The sequence below is a fragment of the Planosporangium thailandense genome (assembly GCF_011947195.1).
Taxonomy (GTDB): Bacteria; Actinomycetota; Actinomycetes; order Mycobacteriales; family Micromonosporaceae; genus Planosporangium; species Planosporangium thailandense.
The window spans coordinates 564059-580330 of sequence record NZ_JAATVY010000001.1; the positions used below are offsets into that span (position 1 = coordinate 564059).

Below are 16272 nucleotides of genomic sequence, written 5' to 3' on the forward strand. Positions count from 1 at the left end.
GGAGGTCCGGGCCACCGCCGCCAGGATGGCGCCGGGATCGCGTCCGGATCGCGTCAGGCGCTGCGCCGGGCGACGACGCGGTGCGCCGTGCTCAGCAGAAGGGCAATCATCAGGCAGGCCGAGCCGGCGACGCCGGCGGCGCTGCCCGCGTACGCCGCGAACAGCCGGGTGCTGCTGAGCCGGGTCGGGGACACCGTCACCACCTGATCGGTGAGCTTGAGGCCGACCGCCGCGGCCGCCAGCAGCGCGACGCCGACGGCCGCCAGCAGGGAGATCGCGATCGGGTGCGCGTCCCGGGTCTGTACGACGCTGTCGCGTCCGGCCAGCAGGACGAGCAGGATGCCCGCGCACGTCGCCCACCCGCCGACGACCACCATCGCCGCGACGGCGTCGCTCGGCCGGTGCCACCCGGCCGACAGGGTCGCCACCCCGGTGAGCGCGGCGTAGCCGGCGCCGAGCAGCCCGCCGAGCCCCCGCAGCCGCGGCGGGAGCGCGAGGACGAGCCCGGCGGCGACGGACGCGGCGACCGTGGCGTGCCCGCTCGGCAGGGTGTTGCCGTAGTTCGTGAGCGCCCCGTCCGCGCCGAAGTCGGGCCGGCCGCAGACCTGCTTGAAAAGCTGGGTGGTGAGGTTGGCTCCGGCGATCAGCAGGATCGTCACCAGCGCCAGGGCGATCCGGCGACGGATCAGCGCGATGAAGCCGATGACGCCGGTGGCGGCCACCAGGGACAGCACCGAGATCACACTGAGCACCGTGTCGACCACGGGGCGGACGTGGCGCCGGCCGATGACGTCGCCGGACAGCGCGATCATGTCGAGAAGCTGGCCGTGTCGCGTGTGGACGAAGAACTCCCAGATCATGGCGAAGGCGGCGAGGTAGCCGGCCAAGAGCAGAACCAGCCACGCTATGAGGTACCCGTTCGCGCGAGACATGGACAAACGGTACCCGGCCCCGCGGTGTGCCGGCGCGTCGCGCGGGACACCGCCGTCTCGACGCCGTGGTCGCTGGTCCAGTTAGGACTGTCAGGTGACCGCCAGCCAGCCGGCGGCCCGGACGTCGCGCGACGAGCCGCCGACCATCACCTGGTACGTGCCGGCGTGCACGGTCCACCGCTGAAGGCCGGTGTCGTAGGAGGCGAAGGAGCCGGCGTCGAGGTGGAAGCTGACCCGTGTGCTCTCGCCGGGTTCCAGGGTGACCTTCTGGTAACCCTTGAGCTGCTTGGGCGGCTCCTGCGCGGCGGGTGGAGCACCGAGGTAGAGCTGGGCCACCTCCGCTCCCGGCCGGCGGCCGCTGTTGGTCACGCGTACGCTGACCGTGGCGTTGCGGCCCTGGCCGGCGATACGCAGATCGCTGTACCGGAACGTGGTGTAGGACAGGCCGTACCCGAACGGGAACAGCGGCCGCTGCGCCGTGGCGTCGTACCAGCGGTAACCCACCAGGATCCCCTCGTCGTACGGCTCGACGCGCCGGTGCAGGTCGTCGTAGCTGCTGACGGGCCCCTGCCGCGCGCTGGCCGGCCAGGTCATCGGCAGCCGGCCGGACGGGTTCACGTCGCCGAACAGCAGCGCGGCGATCGCGTTGCCGGACTCCTGGCCGGGATACCAGGCCTCGATGGCCCCGGCGACCTCGTGCAGCCAGGGCATCAGCACCGGCGCGCCGGTGTTGAGCACCACCACGGTCCGTGGGTTGGCGGCGGCGACGTCGTGGATGAGCTGATCGGAGTCGCCGGGCAGCGCCAGGTCGGTGCGGTCGGTGCCCTCACCGATCGCGTCGCCCGCGAAGACCACCGCGGCGTCCGCGCCGCGTGCGGCGTCCACGGCGCGCTGCCGCAGCGCCGGGGCCGGTGGCTGCCAGCCCAGATGCAGTCTGGTGCCGACGACCGACTGCGCCGGCGAGTAGTCGACGAGGATCGGCACCGGCCGGCCGGCGGTGAGGTGTACCGGCGCGGGCGCGGCGGTGGCCGGGAAGTCGGCGTACTTGTTGTCGGCCAGTTGCCGGCCGTCGACGCAGAGCCGGTACGCGCCGGCGGCGGCGAGCGAGAACCGGTAGTCCCCGGTCGCTGGCGGGGTGAACGTGCCGGTCCACCGCGCCGACCAGACCGTCGGCAGGCCCGCGACCGGCGGTGCGGTGGTGTCCAGGGTCCGGTCGACCCGCGTGGCGACCGGGGCGCCGCTGAGGTCGGGTGTGGCGTAGTAGGTGCCGAGCAGCCCGGGTCCGCTGCCGGCGGCGGGGGTCAGCCGGCTGGCGGGCAGGACCGGCAGCGGTCCGGCGCCGAGGGTGCCGGGCGCGTAGCTGACCCGTACGCCGCTTCCCGCCCGGGCGGTGATCCCGGCGAGCGGGGTGACCAGCCCCGAGGGGACGACCGTGCCGGAGCCGCCCTCGCCGATCTGCGTGGCGTCGCCGGCGTCGGCGCCGATGACCGCCAGCGAGCGCAGCCGGCCCGCGTCCAGCGGCAGCGCGCCGTGCTCGTTGCGCAGCAGCACGCTGCCCTGCTCGGCGATCCGCCGGGCGAGCAGCCGGTGCGCCGGGCTGCTGACCATCGCCGCCTCGTTGCCGGACACGGGGTGGTCGAACACCCCGATCCGGAACATCGCGGTGAGGATGCGCCGGACCATGTCGTCGAGGCGGCTCATCGGCACCGCGCCGGACAGTACGGCCTCCTTCAGCGCGTTGCCGAAGTGGGTGCCCAGCGGCATCTCCTGGTCCATGCCCGCGTTCGCCGCCGCGACGGTGTCGTGGGTGGCGAAGGCCCAGTCGGACATCACGAACCCGTCGAAGCCCCAGCCGGCCTTCAGCGTGCCGAGGGTCTGCGGGTTCTCGCACGCGTAGACTCCGTTGATCCGGTTGTACGCGCACATCACCGCGCCGGCGCCACCCTGGTGCACGGACGCGGCGAAGCCCGGGTAGTAGATCTCCTGCAGGGCCCGTTGGGAGATGAGCTCGTCGACCGTCGGGCCGCCGAGGACCGGTACCCCCTGCCGGCCGGTCTCCTGGTTGTTGGCCACGAAGTGCTTCGGCGTGGCGATCACGTGCTGGCGCTGGATGCCGCTGACCTCGGCCGCCGCGGTCTGCCCGTTGAGGTACGGATCCTCGGTGAAGGCCTCCGGCGCCCGCCCCCACAGCGGCGTCCGCAGAATGTTCAGGGTGGGCGCGAGCGCCACGTTGTGCCCCTTGCCGGCCTGTTCGGCACCCAACGCCCGGCCGTACGCGTGGGTGAGCGTGGGATCCCAGGCGGCGGCGTTGGCGTTCTCGGTCGGGAACGCCGTCACGCCGGTGTTGCCGTTGCCGACCCCGTTCGGCCCGTCCGCCAGCACCAGATCGGGAATCCCGAGCCGGCGGTTGCCCGGTACCTGCCCGGCGCGCCTGGCCGTCGGCGGGACCTGCACGCCGTGCACCATCGCGATCTTCTCGTCGAGGGTCATGCGGGCGAGCAGCCTGTCGGCGCGCTGGGCCGGGCTCAGGCCCGGGCGCATCCAGGGCCGGAGAGCGGACGGAGAACCGACCGCGGGCGGAGAACCGGCCGCCGGCAACGCCGGAGCGGTCATCGCGAACAGGAACATCACGGCTGCCGCCAGCAGGCGAGCGATACGACACCGCATCCCGCTGCCTCGATTCTGCCGCCGGAACCAGCGCGCGATGGAGCGGTCGTTTCCACCGCTGCCGGCCGCGTGGTCTCTCGACGGGTCGTTGTCGTGCGGGCATGTGAGGGACAGCTGACGCCGTCCAACCTTGCATGCTACGGAACGCGGCGGCAGTCCCTGCACGCCCCCGCGCGATCTTGGACGCGTGGCGGGCCTATGGCACCGCCACGCGTCCAAGATCTGCGGGGGGACCCGCGCTGTTCCCCGAACGTTCATCCGGCCGGTGGGCGAACGCCATGACTCCTGAAGAAGATCAGGGCCATGAACGAGGAGCACAAGCACGCTGTATCCCCGGTGAGCCGCCGACGGTTGTTGGCCGCTGCCGGCTTCACCGCTGCCGCCGCGGTCACGACCTCGGCCGTCGGCCCGGGTACGGCCTCGGCCGCCGCCCCGGCGGCCGGGGTGTCGCCGCTCCCCACGGGCGGCCACGGCGCGGGGGATCCGGTGCGGACACCGGTCGTCCAAGGTCTTCACCTGCAGTTCGGCGCCGACGCCTCCCAGGAGGTGGTGGTTTCGTGGTTCACGCTGCAGCCGGTCACCCACCCGCGCGTGTTCCTCGGCCGTCCGGACGGCACGTACGAACGGACCGTGACCGGCGACTCGCGCTCGTACGTGGACGGCAAGTCGGGCCAGCGGGTCTACGCCCACCACGTCGCCCTGCGCGGCCTGCGGCCGGCGGGCGATTACCTGTACGCGGCGGTGCATGACGGGGCCCAGCCCGAGTTCGGGTCCTTCCGTACCGGTCCGCGCGGCCGGGCGGCGTTCACCTTCACCTCGTTCGGCGACCAGGGCACACCTACGCTGGGCAAGCGGTACACCCCTCCCGCCGGCGTGTCGATCCCCAACCCGCCGTACGTCAACGACAACCTCGGCTCCCCGGCCGCGGCCGACACCACGGCCGGAGTCGAACGCGTGCAGCCGCTGTTCCACCTGTTCAACGGTGACCTGTGCTACGCCAACCTGGCGACCGACCGGGTACGGACCTGGTCGGACTTCTGGGACAACAACACCCGCAGCGCCCGCAACCGGCCGTGGATGCCGGCGGCCGGCAACCACGAGAACGAGCGGGGCAACGGGCCCATCGGGTACGCGGCGTACCAGACGTACTTCCAGCTACCGGCGGCCGCCGGCCAGACCGACGTCACGCGGGGGCTGTGGTACGCGTTCACGGTCGGCTCCGTACGCGTGATAAGCGTCGCCAACGACGACGTGTGCTACCAGGACGGCGGCGACACGTACGTCCGCGGCTACTCCGGCGGGGCGCAGAAGGCCTGGCTGGAGGGCGAACTGGCGCGCAGCCGCAAGGACCCCGACGTGGACTGGGTCGTGGTGTGCATGCACCAGGTCGCGATCAGCACGGCCGACAAGTTCAACGGCGCCGACCTCGGGATCCGCCAGGAGTGGCTGCCGCTGTTCGACAAGTACGGTGTCGACCTCGTCGTCTGTGGCCACGAGCACCACTACGAGCGCTCGCACCCCATCCGCGGCCAGCAGGCCACGGACACGCTCACCCCGGTCCCGGTGGCCACGCGGACCGACGTCATCGACACCACCCAGGGCACGGTCCACATGGTGCTCGGCGGCGGTGGCACGTCGGCCCCGTCCAACCAGCTCTTCTTCAGCCCGCCGCAGTGCCGGGTCATCACCGGCGTCGGGGCCGCCGACCCGGCCACCGGCAAGCGCCCCCCGGTGTACGTCACCGAGCCCGCGCCGTGGTCCGCGGTGCGCGACGCCGCCAACTCGTACGGCTTCGCCGCGTTCACCGTCGACCCCGGCACCCGCCAGGACGGCTGGACCAGCATGGCGGTCACGTACTACGACGTCGTCGGTACCGGTGGGGAGCTACGGCCCTTCGAAACCTTCACCCTGAGGCGCCGCCGCGCCGATTTCCGGGGTAGGTGACGAACCGTCGCCGGCGGCCGGTCCGTCACCGGCGCCGGCGACGGTGACGGCGATGTCGCTGCCCGTTGCGTACATTCCCCGATATTTCCGGGTATGGTCTGGTCGGGCCGAGATTTCTATCGACCGGCGTTCATCGACCAGAATCCGCCTGAGTCCTTTCCTGTCCGATAGAGTCGAGTGCCGTGACAGCCGTCGAGACCCGGCCGGAGTGGCTCCGGAACCTGCCGCCCTTGTCTGCCAAGAGCGGCGTTCCGGTGCATGTTCAGATCGAGCGGTGGCTCACCGATGTCATCGGTCGCGGCGAGCTGGTCCCGGGTGATCGCCTGCCGCGAGAGGACGAGCTGGCCGCGCTGATCGGGGTCAGCCGCATGACGCTTCGCCAGGCCCTCGCCACGCTGGAGTCGCTCGGGACGGTCGTACGGAAGACCGGACGGTCGGGGGGCACGTTCGTCAGCGAGCCGCGAATCGAGTGCGATCTGACCGGCTTGGCGGGCTTCACCGAGCAGATGCGGCGCGCCAACGTCCGGGCAGGTGCGCGTATGGTGTCCGCGCGCACGATTCCGGCCAGTGCGGCGGTAGCTGCCGCGTTGTCGGTGGACCGGGGATCACCCGTGTACGAAGTCGTCCGGGTGCGCACCGCGCGACGTGAACCGCTGGCCCTGGAGCGGGCGTACTTTCCGTCGGAGCCGTTTCCCGACCTGCTGACCCACCGGCTCACCGGGTCGATCTACGAGCTGTTCACCCGGCGCTACGGGCAGGAGCCGCACACGGCGAGCGAGATTCTCGAACCCGTCATCGCCCGGCCCGAGGAAGCCGCACTGCTCGCGGTGGAGCCCAACAGCCCGCTGATGTTGATCACAAGAACGACTTTCACCGCGGCCGGCCTGGCCGTGGAGTACGCGCGGGACCTGTTCCGGCCCGACCGCGTACGCATCTCGCTGCAGACCGGGATCGGCGCCGCCGCTCGCGTCGCGCGGATGACCACGCCCGACGCGTACTAGTCGGCGCGCGATCCCGGTATCCGGCTGCTCAACCGGCTGACCTGCGTGCGCGGACGCGCTCGGTGACCCCCGGCAGCACGCTGAACAGATCGCCGACCACACCGAAATCCGCCAGGTCGAAGATGGGCGCGTCCTTGTCGGTGTTGATCGCGACGATCGTCTTTGACGTCTGCATGCCGGCCCGGTGCTGGATGGCTCCGGAGATGCCGCACGCGACATACAGCCTCGGCGACACGGTCTTGCCGGTCTGGCCCACTTGGTGAGAGTGCGGGTACCACCCGGCGTCGACCGCGGCGCGCGACGCGCCGACGCCGGCGCCGAGGGCGTCGGCGAGAGCCTCGACGGGCGAGAAGTCGCCGCCGGTGCCACGGCCACCCGAGACAATGATCTTCGCGTCGGTGAGGTCGGGGCGTCCCGAGGATTCCCGCTCGGTCCGGTCCAGGATGCGAGTCGCCGTGGCGTACGGGGTGAACTCCATCTCGATCTCCTGCTCGGCCGGCTGGGCAGGCGCCGGAGCGGCCTCGGCGGCGCCGGCCTTCACCGTGATGACGGAGACATCGGTCGACACGGTGGAGACGACGGTGAAGTTGCCGGCCAGCACGGACTGCGTCGCCTCGACGCGACCCTCGGCGATCCGGACGTCGAGCGCGTCGGTGAGCAATCCCCACTCGTTGCGTGCGGAGAGCCGACCGGCTATCTCCTTGCCCTCGGCGGTGGACGCGATCAGCACGGCAGCGGGGTGCACCGCACCGGCCACCTGGGTGAGCGCGTCCACCTTCGGGACGACCGCGTAGCGCTCGTACTCGGCACGGTCGTCGCGGTAGATCCGGATCGCACCGTACTCGGCCAGCACGTCTCGGGCCTGCGAGTAGCCGTTGCCGAGAAACACGGCGACAGGCTCGCCCAGGCTCCGGGCGAGGGTGAGAAGCTCCAGCGATGAGCGGCGGGGGACGCCGTCAACGTGATCGATCAGGACGAGAACCTCAGGCATGACACAACTCCGGGACAGGATGGGTGACGGGCTGGCGGCACGCGGGTCGACCGGTCAGACGAAACGGTTGCCGACGAGGAACTGGGTGAGCTGTTCAGCGGCATCGCCGTTGTCGATCACGAGTTGACCCTGGGCGCGCGGCGGCCGTTGCGTGACGGAGACGACGCTGCTGAGTGCCGCGCCCAAGCCGACCGACTCGGCGGGGATACCGAGGTCGGCGAGGTTCCAGGTGTCGACCGGCTTCTTCTTGGCGGCCATGATGCCCTTGAAGTTCGGGTATCGCGGCTCCCCGCTGCGGTCGGTCACCGCCACGACGGCGGGCAACTGTGCCGTCAGGGTCTCGGTGGCGGCGTCGACGTCCCGGCGCGCGGTGACCGCGCCGTCGGACACGGAGAACTCCACGGTCGAGCCGAGCAGCGGCAGTCGGAGACGCTCGGCCACCATCGCCGGAACCACGCTCAGCCCCGCGTCCGTCGAGGCGATGCCGGTGACGATCAGGTCGACGTCCGCGATTCGGGTGATCGCGGCGGCCAGGATGCGGGACGTGGCCGGCGCGTCGGAACCGTGCACCGCGTCATCCACCACGTGGACGCCCCGGTGGGCCCCCATCTGCAGCGCCTTCACGACCGCCTCGGCCGCTGCCGCCGGGCCGAGCGTGAGGGCGATGACCTCGCCGCCGCCGGCCTCCGCCACTCGCAGCGCCTGTTCGACGGCGTACTCGTCGAGTTCGGACAGCAGGCCTGACACGGACCGGTCGAGCGTGTGGTCGGCCCCGGAGAAGACCCGCTTACCGCTGGCGTCCGGGACGTGCTTGACGAGAACGACGATCTTCATGGGCTGCTCCTGCGCGCCCTTCAGGCGCGGTCGTAGAGGTACGGGTAGAGCGGGAACCGCTCGATCAGGCGGCGGCGACGGCCGGGTCGACGTGCGCGAGCGGCTCGTCGAACGTCATCGCCGGCCGTCCTGCTGGAGGATCGCGAACAGGTCGGGGCTCAGGCCGGACACGACGGCGTCCGCGTCGCCTTCGAGTTCGGCGCGCGTGACCGTGCCCTCGACGGCGACGCAGCGCATGCCGGCGCTCCGCGCCGCCCGCGCACCGAAAACGGAGTCCTCGAAGACCAGTACCGCGGCCGGCTCAACGCCCATCCGCTGCGCTCCCAGCTCGAAGCCTTCCGGATCCGGTTTGCCGCGCGTCACGTCCTCCACGGTGACGATCGCCGTGAAGGCGCCGGCGAGCGGGCTCCGCGAGAGCACGAACTCGACGTCGACGCGCTGCGCGCCCGTCACGATGCCCATCGGCACGCCGTGGTCGGCGAGGCGCCGCACCATGTCCACCGTCGCGGGCAGGATCGGGGACTGATGTTCCACCAGGTCGCAGTACCGGGTGCGGCGCTCGGCGAGGAGGTCGCGGGACAGCTTCTCGTCGCCGCCGGCGATCTCCTCGACCACGATGTCGATGATCTCCCGGTCGCTGCGCCCGCCGAGCCGCTGGAAGTACTGGCGCGGGGTGAGAGTCCATTGCAGACGTTCACGGAACATCTCCGTGTAGAGCCGGAACAGGATCGGCTCGTCGTCGGAGAGCGTGCCGTTGAAGTCGAAGATGACGGCCCGCCCGGGCGTGGCTGCCCAGGCGTCGATGACGCGCAACGCGCGCGGGTCGGTACCCGCGCCCGTCCCGGTGGATGTGTTCATGGCCGGCACAGCTCCTGTCACTACAGCGGGGTCACGTACGCGCCGGAGATGCCGCCGTCCACGAGGAACGTCGACGCGGTGATGAACGACGAGTCGTCACTGGCGAGGAAGGCGACCGCCGCGGCGATCTCCTCCGGCTCGGCGAATCGGCCGAGCGGTACATGGACGAGCCGGCGGGCCGCGCGCTCCGGATCCTTCGCGAACAGCTCCTGCAGCAGCGGCGTGTTGACCGGTCCCGGGCACAGGGCGTTGACGCGGATACCCTGCCGTGCGAACTCGACGCCGAGCTCACGCGACATCGCGAGGACACCACCCTTGGACGCGCTGTACGAGATCTGCGAGGTGGCGGCGCCCATCACCGCGACGAAGGAGGCGGTGTTGATGATCGAACCGCGCCCCTGCAACTGCATGTACGGTAGCGCGGCCTTGCAGCAGAGGTAGACGCTGGTCAGGTTGACCTCCTGGACCCGCCGCCACGCGTCCAGGCCGGTGACGAGGATCGAGTCGTCGTCGGGTGGGGAGATGCCGGCGTTGTTGAAGGCGATGTCGACCGACCCGTACGTGGTGTTCGCCGCCTCGAACAGGGCGTTCACCTGGTCGGGGTCGGTGACGTCGACGCTGACGAACAGGCCGCCGACCTCGTCGGCCGCGCTCTTGCCGGCGGCTTCGTCCAGGTCGCCGATCACCACCTTCGCGCCCTCCGCCGCCAGCCGCCTGGCCGACGCCAGACCGATGCCGCTGGCGCCGCCGGTGATGACGGCGACGCGGCCCTGCAGTCGTGCGGTCATGTCACTCCTCCGTTGCGATGAAAACGTTCTTGACTTCGGTGAAGGCGTCGACGGCGTCGGGACCGAGTTCGCGCCCGAGTCCGGACTGCTTGAATCCGCCGAACGGGGTCCAGTAGCGCACCGACGAGTGCGAGTTGACGGACAGGTTTCCGCTCTGCACACCGCGGCTCACCCGCAGCGCCCGGCCGAGGTCGCGGGTCCAGATGCTGCCGGAGAGGCCGTACTCGGTGTCGTTCGCGTGGCGGACCGCGTCGGCTTCGTCGTCGAAGGGGACGACCGCGACGACGGGGCCGAAGATCTCGTCGCGCCACTGGCGCGACGCCGTCTCGATCGGCGCGAGGACCGTGGGTGGCACCCAGTAGCCGGCGCCGCGCGGCGCGGCGCCGGCGAACGCGACCGGCGCGTCCTCCAGATAGGACACCACCTTGTCACGGTGGCCGGCCGAGACCAACGGCCCCATCTGCGTGTCCGGGTCCGCCGGTTGGCCGACGCGGTAGGCCTTCACCGCGGGCTCCAGTAGCTCCATGAACCGGTCGTAGACGCTGCGCTGCACCAGGATGCGCGACCGTGAGCAGCAGTCCTGTCCCGAGTTGTCGAAGACCCCGCCCGGTGCGGCCGCGGCCGCGCGTTCCAGGTCGGCGTCCGCGAAGACGATGTTCGCGTTCTTGCCGCCGAGCTCCAGGGTCACCCGCTTGACCTGCTCGGCGCAGCCCCGAAGGATCGTCTTACCGACGGCGGTCGACCCGGTGAACACGATCTTGCGTACGTCGGGGTGCGACACCAGGCGCGCGCCGGTCACCGGTCCGGCGCCGGGCAGTACCTGGAACACGCCCTCCGGAATGCCGGCCTGCAACGCGAGTTCGCCCAGGCGCAGCGCGGTGAGGGGGGTCAACTCCGCGGGCTTGAGCACCACGGTGTTTCCCGCTGCGAGGGCCGGCGCGACGCCCCACCCGGCGATCGGCATCGGGAAGTTCCACGGAGCGATGACGCCGACGACACCGAGCGGCTCCTTGAACGTGACGTCGATGCCGCCGGGGACCGGGATCTGCCGGCCGACCAGGCGTTCCGGTGCTGCCGAGTAGTAGTGCAGGACGTCGCGTACGTTGGCGGCCTCCCAGCGGGCGTTGCCGATGGTGTGTCCGGCGTTGCGGACTTCGAGGTCCGCCAGGTGGTCGATGTCGGCGTCGACGGCGTCGGCGAATCGACGCAGCAGCCGGGCGCGGTCACCCGGGGCGACGGCCGCCCAGGCCGGCGCCGCCGCCTTGGCCCGGGCGATCGCCTCGTCGGTCTCCTCGACCGAGGCAAGCCGTACGGATCCGATCGGCTTTTCGGTGGACGGGTCGATCAGCTCGAACTCGGCGGTCAAGTGACTACTCCTCGTTTCACGCGTGCGTGGGCGCGCCGTCGGCCACTCGACGCCGTGCCGCGTCGACCAGCCCCTGGAACAGGCGGCGATCAGTGGAGTCCTGCTCCGGGTGCCACTGCACCGCGAGCAGGAACGGTCGTCGCGCCGACTCGACGGCCTCGATCGTGCCGTCGTCGGCCACGCCGACGACGCTGAGGTCGGGTGCCAGCACGGCGATCGACTGGTGGTGGTAGCACGACACCGTCAGGTCCTCGCCGACGAGGGCGGCGAGCCGGCTCGCGGCTCTGACCCGCACGTGTACGTGGCCGAACCGGCCGGGGGCGGGTTGATGGCCGGTGTGGCCGACGCGGTCGGGCACGTGCTGTTCGAGGGTGCCGCCGAGCGCGACGTTCAGGACCTGCAGGCCCCGGCAGACGCCGAGGACCGGCAGGTCGAGGTCGAGCGCCGCGTGTGCCAGCGCGAGCTCCCACTCGTCGCGGTCGCGCCGTGGGGCGCCGGTGCGAAGCCCCGGCGTGTGTCCGTACCGGTTCGGCTCGACGTCGGCTCCTCCGGTGAGGACGAGGCCGTCGAGGCGCGCGAGAACGTTGGCCGCTGACGCCGGCTGCGGCGGCAGGAGCACCGCCGTGCCGCCGGCAGCGACGACGGCGTCGACGTACACCTGGTGCAGCAGGGCGAAGTCGGTGTCCCACACGAGGCTCTGCGCGCGCTCGCGGTACGTGGTCAGACCGATGAGCGGACCGGTGCCGCCTTCGGAGACGCTGTCAGAGACGCTCGAATCCACGGACCCTCTCCCAGTCGGTCACCGCGGCGTTGAACGCCGCCAGCTCGACATCCGCGCAGTTGACGTAGTGCGCGACGACCTCTTCGCCGAAGGCCTCCTTGGCGATGCCGCTCGCGGCGAACAGCGCCCGCGCTTCGGCGAGCGTGCTCGGCACCCGCGGCTTGGCGGAGCGGTAGGCGTTGCCGGTGAAGGCGGGTTCGAGCGGTAGCTCGTGGTCGATGCCGTGCAGGCCGGCGGCGATGAGCGCGGCGACGGCCAGGTAGGGGTTGACGTCGCCGCCGGGGACCCGGTTCTCGACCCGCAGCGAGTGGCCCGAGCCGACGACGCGCAGGGCGCATGTCCGGTTGTCGAGACCCCACGCCACCGCGGTCGGGGCGAAGCTGCCCGGCACGTACCGCTTGTAGGAGTTGACGTTCGGTGCCAGCAGGAGCGTCAGTTCCCGTAGGGCGGCGAGCTGGCCGGCGACGAAGTGCTCCATCGTCGTCGAGAACCCGTACGGGCGGTCACCGGCGAGGATCGCCGCGCCGTCGTCCGCGCGCAGGCTGAGGTGGATGTGGCACGAGTTTCCTTCCCGCTCGTCGAACTTCGACATGAACGTGAGGCTGTGCCCGTGCGCGCCGGCGATCTCCTTCGCGCCGGTCTTGTACAGCACGTGGCCGTCGCAGGTGCGCAGCGCCTCGTCGTAGCGGAACGCGATCTCGTGCTGGCCCAGGTTGCACTCGCCCTTGACGCTCTCGACGTACAGGCCGGCGCCCTCCATGCCCCGGCGGATCGCGCCGAGGACGGGTTCGACCTGCGCGCCGCCGAACAGCGAGTAGTCGACGTTGTACCGGTTGGCCGGGCGAAGGTCGCGGTAGGTCTGGCGCCAGGCCTCGTCGTACGGCGTGTCGAAGAGCAGGAACTCCAGCTCGGTGCCGGCGAAGGCGACCAGGCCGCGTTCGGCCAGGCGCTCGACCTGTCGTCGCAGCACCTGCCGGGGCGCGACCGCGACCGGGGTGCCGTCGGCCCACCGCGCGTCGCAGTGCACGAAGGCGGACCGGTCCTGCCACGGAAGAACGGTGAGCGTGTCGAGGTCGGGAACCAGGGCGAAGTCGCCGTAGCCGCGTTCCCACGAGCTGAGCTCGTAGCCGTCGACGGTGTTCATGTCGACGTCCACGGCGAGCAGGTAGTTGCAGGCCTCGCCGCCATGGGGGAGCACCTCGTCGAGGAACCAGCGCGCGGAGCAGCGCTTGCCCTGGAGCCGACCCTGCATGTCGGTCAGGGCGATGGACACACTGTCGATGGCTCCGGAGTCGACGAGGCTACGCAGCTCGTCGACGGTGATGCGGCCGGACGCGTCGGTCACGCCGTCTCGCTTTCGTCTCTAGGTGGCGGCCGGGATCCGCTCCCGGAACCGGATGGACAGACGCGCATGTCCGGTCACTAGCACCCCGCGCGCCTGTTCGTCGTGGGGCCTGAAGTTACCGCCACGACCAAAAACTGTCTAGACCGAATCACTCTCGGGGATTTCTTTTCGTATAGACCTTTTCCGTGATCGATTCCGCTGGTAACGTCCGCCGCCAACGCCAGACTGTGGTCTGGGCTACACCGTGCGGAGCCCGCACGCAGCGCGCGAGACGGCACGTACTCGCCGGACGAGAGGGGTTCGATGTCCCTGCCCGAACGCAGCCAGATCGTCATCATCGGCGGTGGGGTGGTGGGCTGCAGCATCGCCTACCACCTGGCCCAGCGCGGCGTCACCGATGTGGTGCTGGTCGAGCGCCGGAAGCTGACGAACGGCAGCACCTGGCACGCCGCCGGCCTGGTCGGGCAGCTGCGCACGTCGAGCAGCCTCACGCAGCTGATGCAGAAGAGCGTGGAGACGTACGAGACGCTGGAGGAGAAGACCGGCTACGCGACGGGCTGGCGGGGTGTCGGCAGCATCCGCGTCGCGTCGAGCGCCGACCGGTGGGAGGAGATCAGGCGCCTCGCCACGACCGGCAAGAGCTTCGGCTTCGACGTGCACCTCGTCTCGCCGCGGGAGGCGCTCGAGCTGTTCCCGCTGCTCAACATCGACGGCGTGTACGGGGCGACGTGGATCCCCAGCGACGGTTACGTCGACCCCAGTCAGCTCACGCACTCCTTCGCCACCGGGGCCCGCGCGGCCGGTGTCAGGATCATTCAGGACTGCCGGGTGGAGTCGATCGAGCGGGTCGGGCGCCGGGTCACCGCCGTCGTCACCGACCAGGGGCGCATCGAGTGCGAGACGCTCGTCAACGCGACGGGCATGTGGGGAACGGAGACCGCCCGGCTGGCCGGCGTCGATCTCGCGGTCAACGCGGTCGAGCACCAGTACGTCGTGACCGAAAAGGCCGACGGCATCCCGTGGGATCTGCCGACCATGCGCGATCCCGACGCGCGCTTCTACCTCAAGCCGGAGGCGGGCGGCCTGGTCATCGGCGGCTGGGAGGACGGCACGCGGGCACCGTGGCGCCGCATTCCGGTGGACCTCGGCCCGGACCTGTTCCCGCCCAACTACGAGCGGTTCGAGGGGCTGGCCGAAGGCGCCGCCCACCGCATCCCCCGCTTCGGCGAGCTGGGCATCCAGACGTGGGTCAACGGACCCATCCCCTTCTCGCCCGACGCCGAGCCGCTCATGGGGATCACCGAAGACCTCGACAACATGTTCCACTGCTGCGGCTTCTCGGCCGGCGTCGCCGCCGGCGGCGGGGCCGGCTGGGCCATGGCGAACTGGATCGTCGACGGCGACCCGGGGCTGGACCTGTGGCCGTTCGACGTGCGGCGGTTCGGCCGCCCGCACAACGTCCCGTCCTACCTCGAGCAGCGTTCGATCGACGCCTACGGCCACTACTACCAGATCGCGTACCCCAACCGGGAGCTGGAGGCGCCGCGTGGGCAGCGCACCAGCGCCCTCTACGGCGCCCTGCGCGAGCGCGGCGCCGTCTTCGGCGCCAAGTTCGGCTGGGAACGGGCCAACTGGTTCGCGCCGGAGGGCGAGCCACGCGTCGAGAACCTCACGTTCGGGCGCAGCAACGCCTTCCCGCACATCGCCGCCGAGCACGCGGCCGTCCGGACGGCGGTCGGGGTGGTCGACCAGAGCAGCTTCTCGAAGTACGAGATCTTCGGCCCCGGCGCGCTGGCGCTGCTGCAGAAGGTCGCCGGCGCGAACATGGACGTGAAGATCGGCAAGATTGTCTACACCCAGCTGCTCAACCCGAACGGCGGGATCGAAGCCGACGTCACGATCACGCGGCTGGCCGAGAACGAGTTCTACTTCGTCACCGGCAGCGCGTTCGGCCGTCACGACCTGACCTTCCTGCTCCAGCACGCCCCGGACGACGGCTCGGTCCACATCCGCGACGTCACCTCCGCCTACGGCGTGCTGAACGTGTGCGGCCCCCGGGCGCGCGACGTGGCCACGAAGCTGACCTGGGCCGACCTCAGCAACGAGGCGTTCCCGTACATGACCGCGCAGCAGATCGACCTCGGCTACGCCCCGGTGCGCGCTCTTCGCGCCACCTACGTCGGCGAGCTCGGCTGGGAGTTCCACGTCCCGACCGAGTACCTGCTCGACCTGTACGAGCGCATCCTGGCCGCCGGCGCCGAGTTCGGCATCCGCAACGTCGGCTACAAGGCGGTCGAGTCGCTGCGCCTGGAGAAGCAGTACCTGGCGTGGGCGACCGACATCAAGTCGGACACGAACCCGCTCGAGGCCGGGCTCGGCTTCGCGGTCAAGCCGGACAAGCCGGAGCTGCTGGCCGGTCCGGCGCTGCGCCAGATCCGCGACGAGGGCGTCACGCGCAAACTCTGCTGGTTCTCCGCCGATCCCGAGGTCTTCATGCACGGCGGTGAGCTCCTCACGCACGCCAGTCGCCCGCTCGCGGCCACCGTCCGCAGCGCCGGATACGGGCACACGGTCGGCCGGACGATCTTCTCGGCGTACGTGCCGATCGAGCTCGCCGACGAGACCGAATTCATCGTCGACGTGGCCACCGAGCGGTTCCCGGCCCGCCGGGAGAGCGGTCCGCTGTACGACCCGAAGGGCGCCCGCGTCCGAGCCTGATCCGCCCGCGCCCCGCTGTGGCGGCGCAGCACCGGTGACCCCCTCCC

General features: G+C 71.1%; 12 protein-coding genes. 3 read left to right on the top strand and 9 right to left on the bottom strand.

The annotated features are described in order from the left end of the window. Positions 1 to 53: 53 nt before the first annotated feature. Both HC031_RS02665 and HC031_RS02670 read right to left on the bottom strand, forming a co-directional pair. Complete coding sequence (locus HC031_RS02665; RefSeq protein WP_167923478.1) at positions 54 to 932, bottom strand: phosphatase PAP2 family protein; 879 nt, start codon at positions 930 to 932, stop codon at positions 54 to 56. A 90-nt stretch (positions 933 to 1022) separates the two neighbouring features. Beyond that, entirely contained in the window at positions 1023 to 3599 is a 2577-nt protein-coding gene (locus HC031_RS02670) for a beta-glucosidase H (protein WP_167923479.1), read from the bottom strand. 303 nt (positions 3600 to 3902) lie between these two features. Here HC031_RS02670 and HC031_RS02675 point away from each other — a divergent pair, with 303 nt between their 5' ends. Both HC031_RS02675 and HC031_RS02680 read left to right on the top strand, forming a co-directional pair. Next, complete coding sequence (locus tag HC031_RS02675; RefSeq protein WP_167923480.1) at positions 3903 to 5543, top strand: purple acid phosphatase family protein; 1641 nt, start codon at positions 3903 to 3905, stop codon at positions 5541 to 5543. A 182-nt stretch (positions 5544 to 5725) separates the two neighbouring features. Beyond that, the gene (locus HC031_RS02680; RefSeq protein ID WP_167923481.1) at positions 5726 to 6544 is read left to right on the top strand and encodes a UTRA domain-containing protein; all 819 of its coding nucleotides are present in this window, start codon (positions 5726 to 5728) and stop codon (positions 6542 to 6544) included. A 28-nt stretch (positions 6545 to 6572) separates the two neighbouring features. Here HC031_RS02680 and HC031_RS02685 read toward each other — a convergent pair whose 3' ends face one another. From HC031_RS02685 to HC031_RS02715, 7 genes are all read right to left on the bottom strand, one after another. Next, positions 6573 to 7535 (bottom strand): electron transfer flavoprotein subunit alpha/FixB family protein, encoded by a 963-nt coding sequence (locus tag HC031_RS02685; protein WP_167923482.1) that lies wholly within the window; start codon positions 7533 to 7535, stop codon positions 6573 to 6575. 54 nt (positions 7536 to 7589) lie between these two features. Then, positions 7590 to 8369 carry an electron transfer flavoprotein subunit beta/FixA family protein gene (locus tag HC031_RS02690; RefSeq protein ID WP_167923483.1) on the bottom strand — a complete coding sequence of 260 codons (780 nt, stop codon included), beginning with the start codon at positions 8367 to 8369 and terminating at the stop codon, positions 7590 to 7592. A 114-nt stretch (positions 8370 to 8483) separates the two neighbouring features. Beyond that, complete coding sequence (locus tag HC031_RS02695) at positions 8484 to 9227, bottom strand: HAD family hydrolase (RefSeq protein WP_167923484.1); 744 nt, start codon at positions 9225 to 9227, stop codon at positions 8484 to 8486. A 20-nt stretch (positions 9228 to 9247) separates the two neighbouring features. Next, positions 9248 to 10015 (bottom strand): 3-oxoacyl-ACP reductase, encoded by a 768-nt coding sequence (locus HC031_RS02700; RefSeq protein ID WP_167923485.1) that lies wholly within the window; start codon positions 10013 to 10015, stop codon positions 9248 to 9250. Position 10016: 1 nt separating this feature from the next. Then, positions 10017 to 11381 (bottom strand): aldehyde dehydrogenase family protein, encoded by a 1365-nt coding sequence (locus tag HC031_RS02705; RefSeq protein WP_167923486.1) that lies wholly within the window; start codon positions 11379 to 11381, stop codon positions 10017 to 10019. Between the two features lie 16 nt (positions 11382 to 11397). Further along, positions 11398 to 12162 (bottom strand): gamma-glutamyl-gamma-aminobutyrate hydrolase family protein, encoded by a 765-nt coding sequence (locus HC031_RS02710; RefSeq protein WP_167923487.1) that lies wholly within the window; start codon positions 12160 to 12162, stop codon positions 11398 to 11400. Next, positions 12143 to 13507: a glutamine synthetase family protein gene (locus tag HC031_RS02715; protein ID WP_338090447.1), complete on the bottom strand. Its 1365-nt coding sequence runs from the start codon at positions 13505 to 13507 to the stop codon at positions 12143 to 12145. The genes HC031_RS02710 and HC031_RS02715 overlap by 20 nt, the downstream gene beginning before the upstream one ends. Before the next feature lie 303 nt (positions 13508 to 13810). Here HC031_RS02715 and HC031_RS02720 point away from each other — a divergent pair, with 303 nt between their 5' ends. Then, the gene (locus HC031_RS02720) at positions 13811 to 16225 is read left to right on the top strand and encodes a GcvT family protein (protein WP_167923488.1); all 2415 of its coding nucleotides are present in this window, start codon (positions 13811 to 13813) and stop codon (positions 16223 to 16225) included. The last annotated feature ends 47 nt before the right edge of the window (positions 16226 to 16272 follow it).

Excerpts from the sequence above, each read along its gene's own strand:
- HC031_RS02720 (WP_167923488.1), top strand. The coding sequence starts at position 13,811 with ATGTCCCTGCCCGAACGCAGCCAGATCGTCATCATCGGCGGTGGGGTG.
- HC031_RS02675 (WP_167923480.1), top strand. The coding sequence starts at position 3,903 with ATGAACGAGGAGCACAAGCACGCTGTATCCCCGGTGAGCCGCCGACGG.
- HC031_RS02690 (WP_167923483.1), bottom strand. The coding sequence starts at position 8,369 with ATGAAGATCGTCGTTCTCGTCAAGCACGTCCCGGACGCCAGCGGTAAG.
- HC031_RS02695 (WP_167923484.1), bottom strand. The coding sequence starts at position 9,227 with ATGAACACATCCACCGGGACGGGCGCGGGTACCGACCCGCGCGCGTTG.
- HC031_RS02665 (WP_167923478.1), bottom strand. The coding sequence starts at position 932 with ATGTCTCGCGCGAACGGGTACCTCATAGCGTGGCTGGTTCTGCTCTTG.
- HC031_RS02685 (WP_167923482.1), bottom strand. The coding sequence starts at position 7,535 with ATGCCTGAGGTTCTCGTCCTGATCGATCACGTTGACGGCGTCCCCCGC.
- HC031_RS02670 (WP_167923479.1), bottom strand. The coding sequence starts at position 3,599 with ATGCGGTGTCGTATCGCTCGCCTGCTGGCGGCAGCCGTGATGTTCCTG.
- HC031_RS02700 (WP_167923485.1), bottom strand. The coding sequence starts at position 10,015 with ATGACCGCACGACTGCAGGGCCGCGTCGCCGTCATCACCGGCGGCGCC.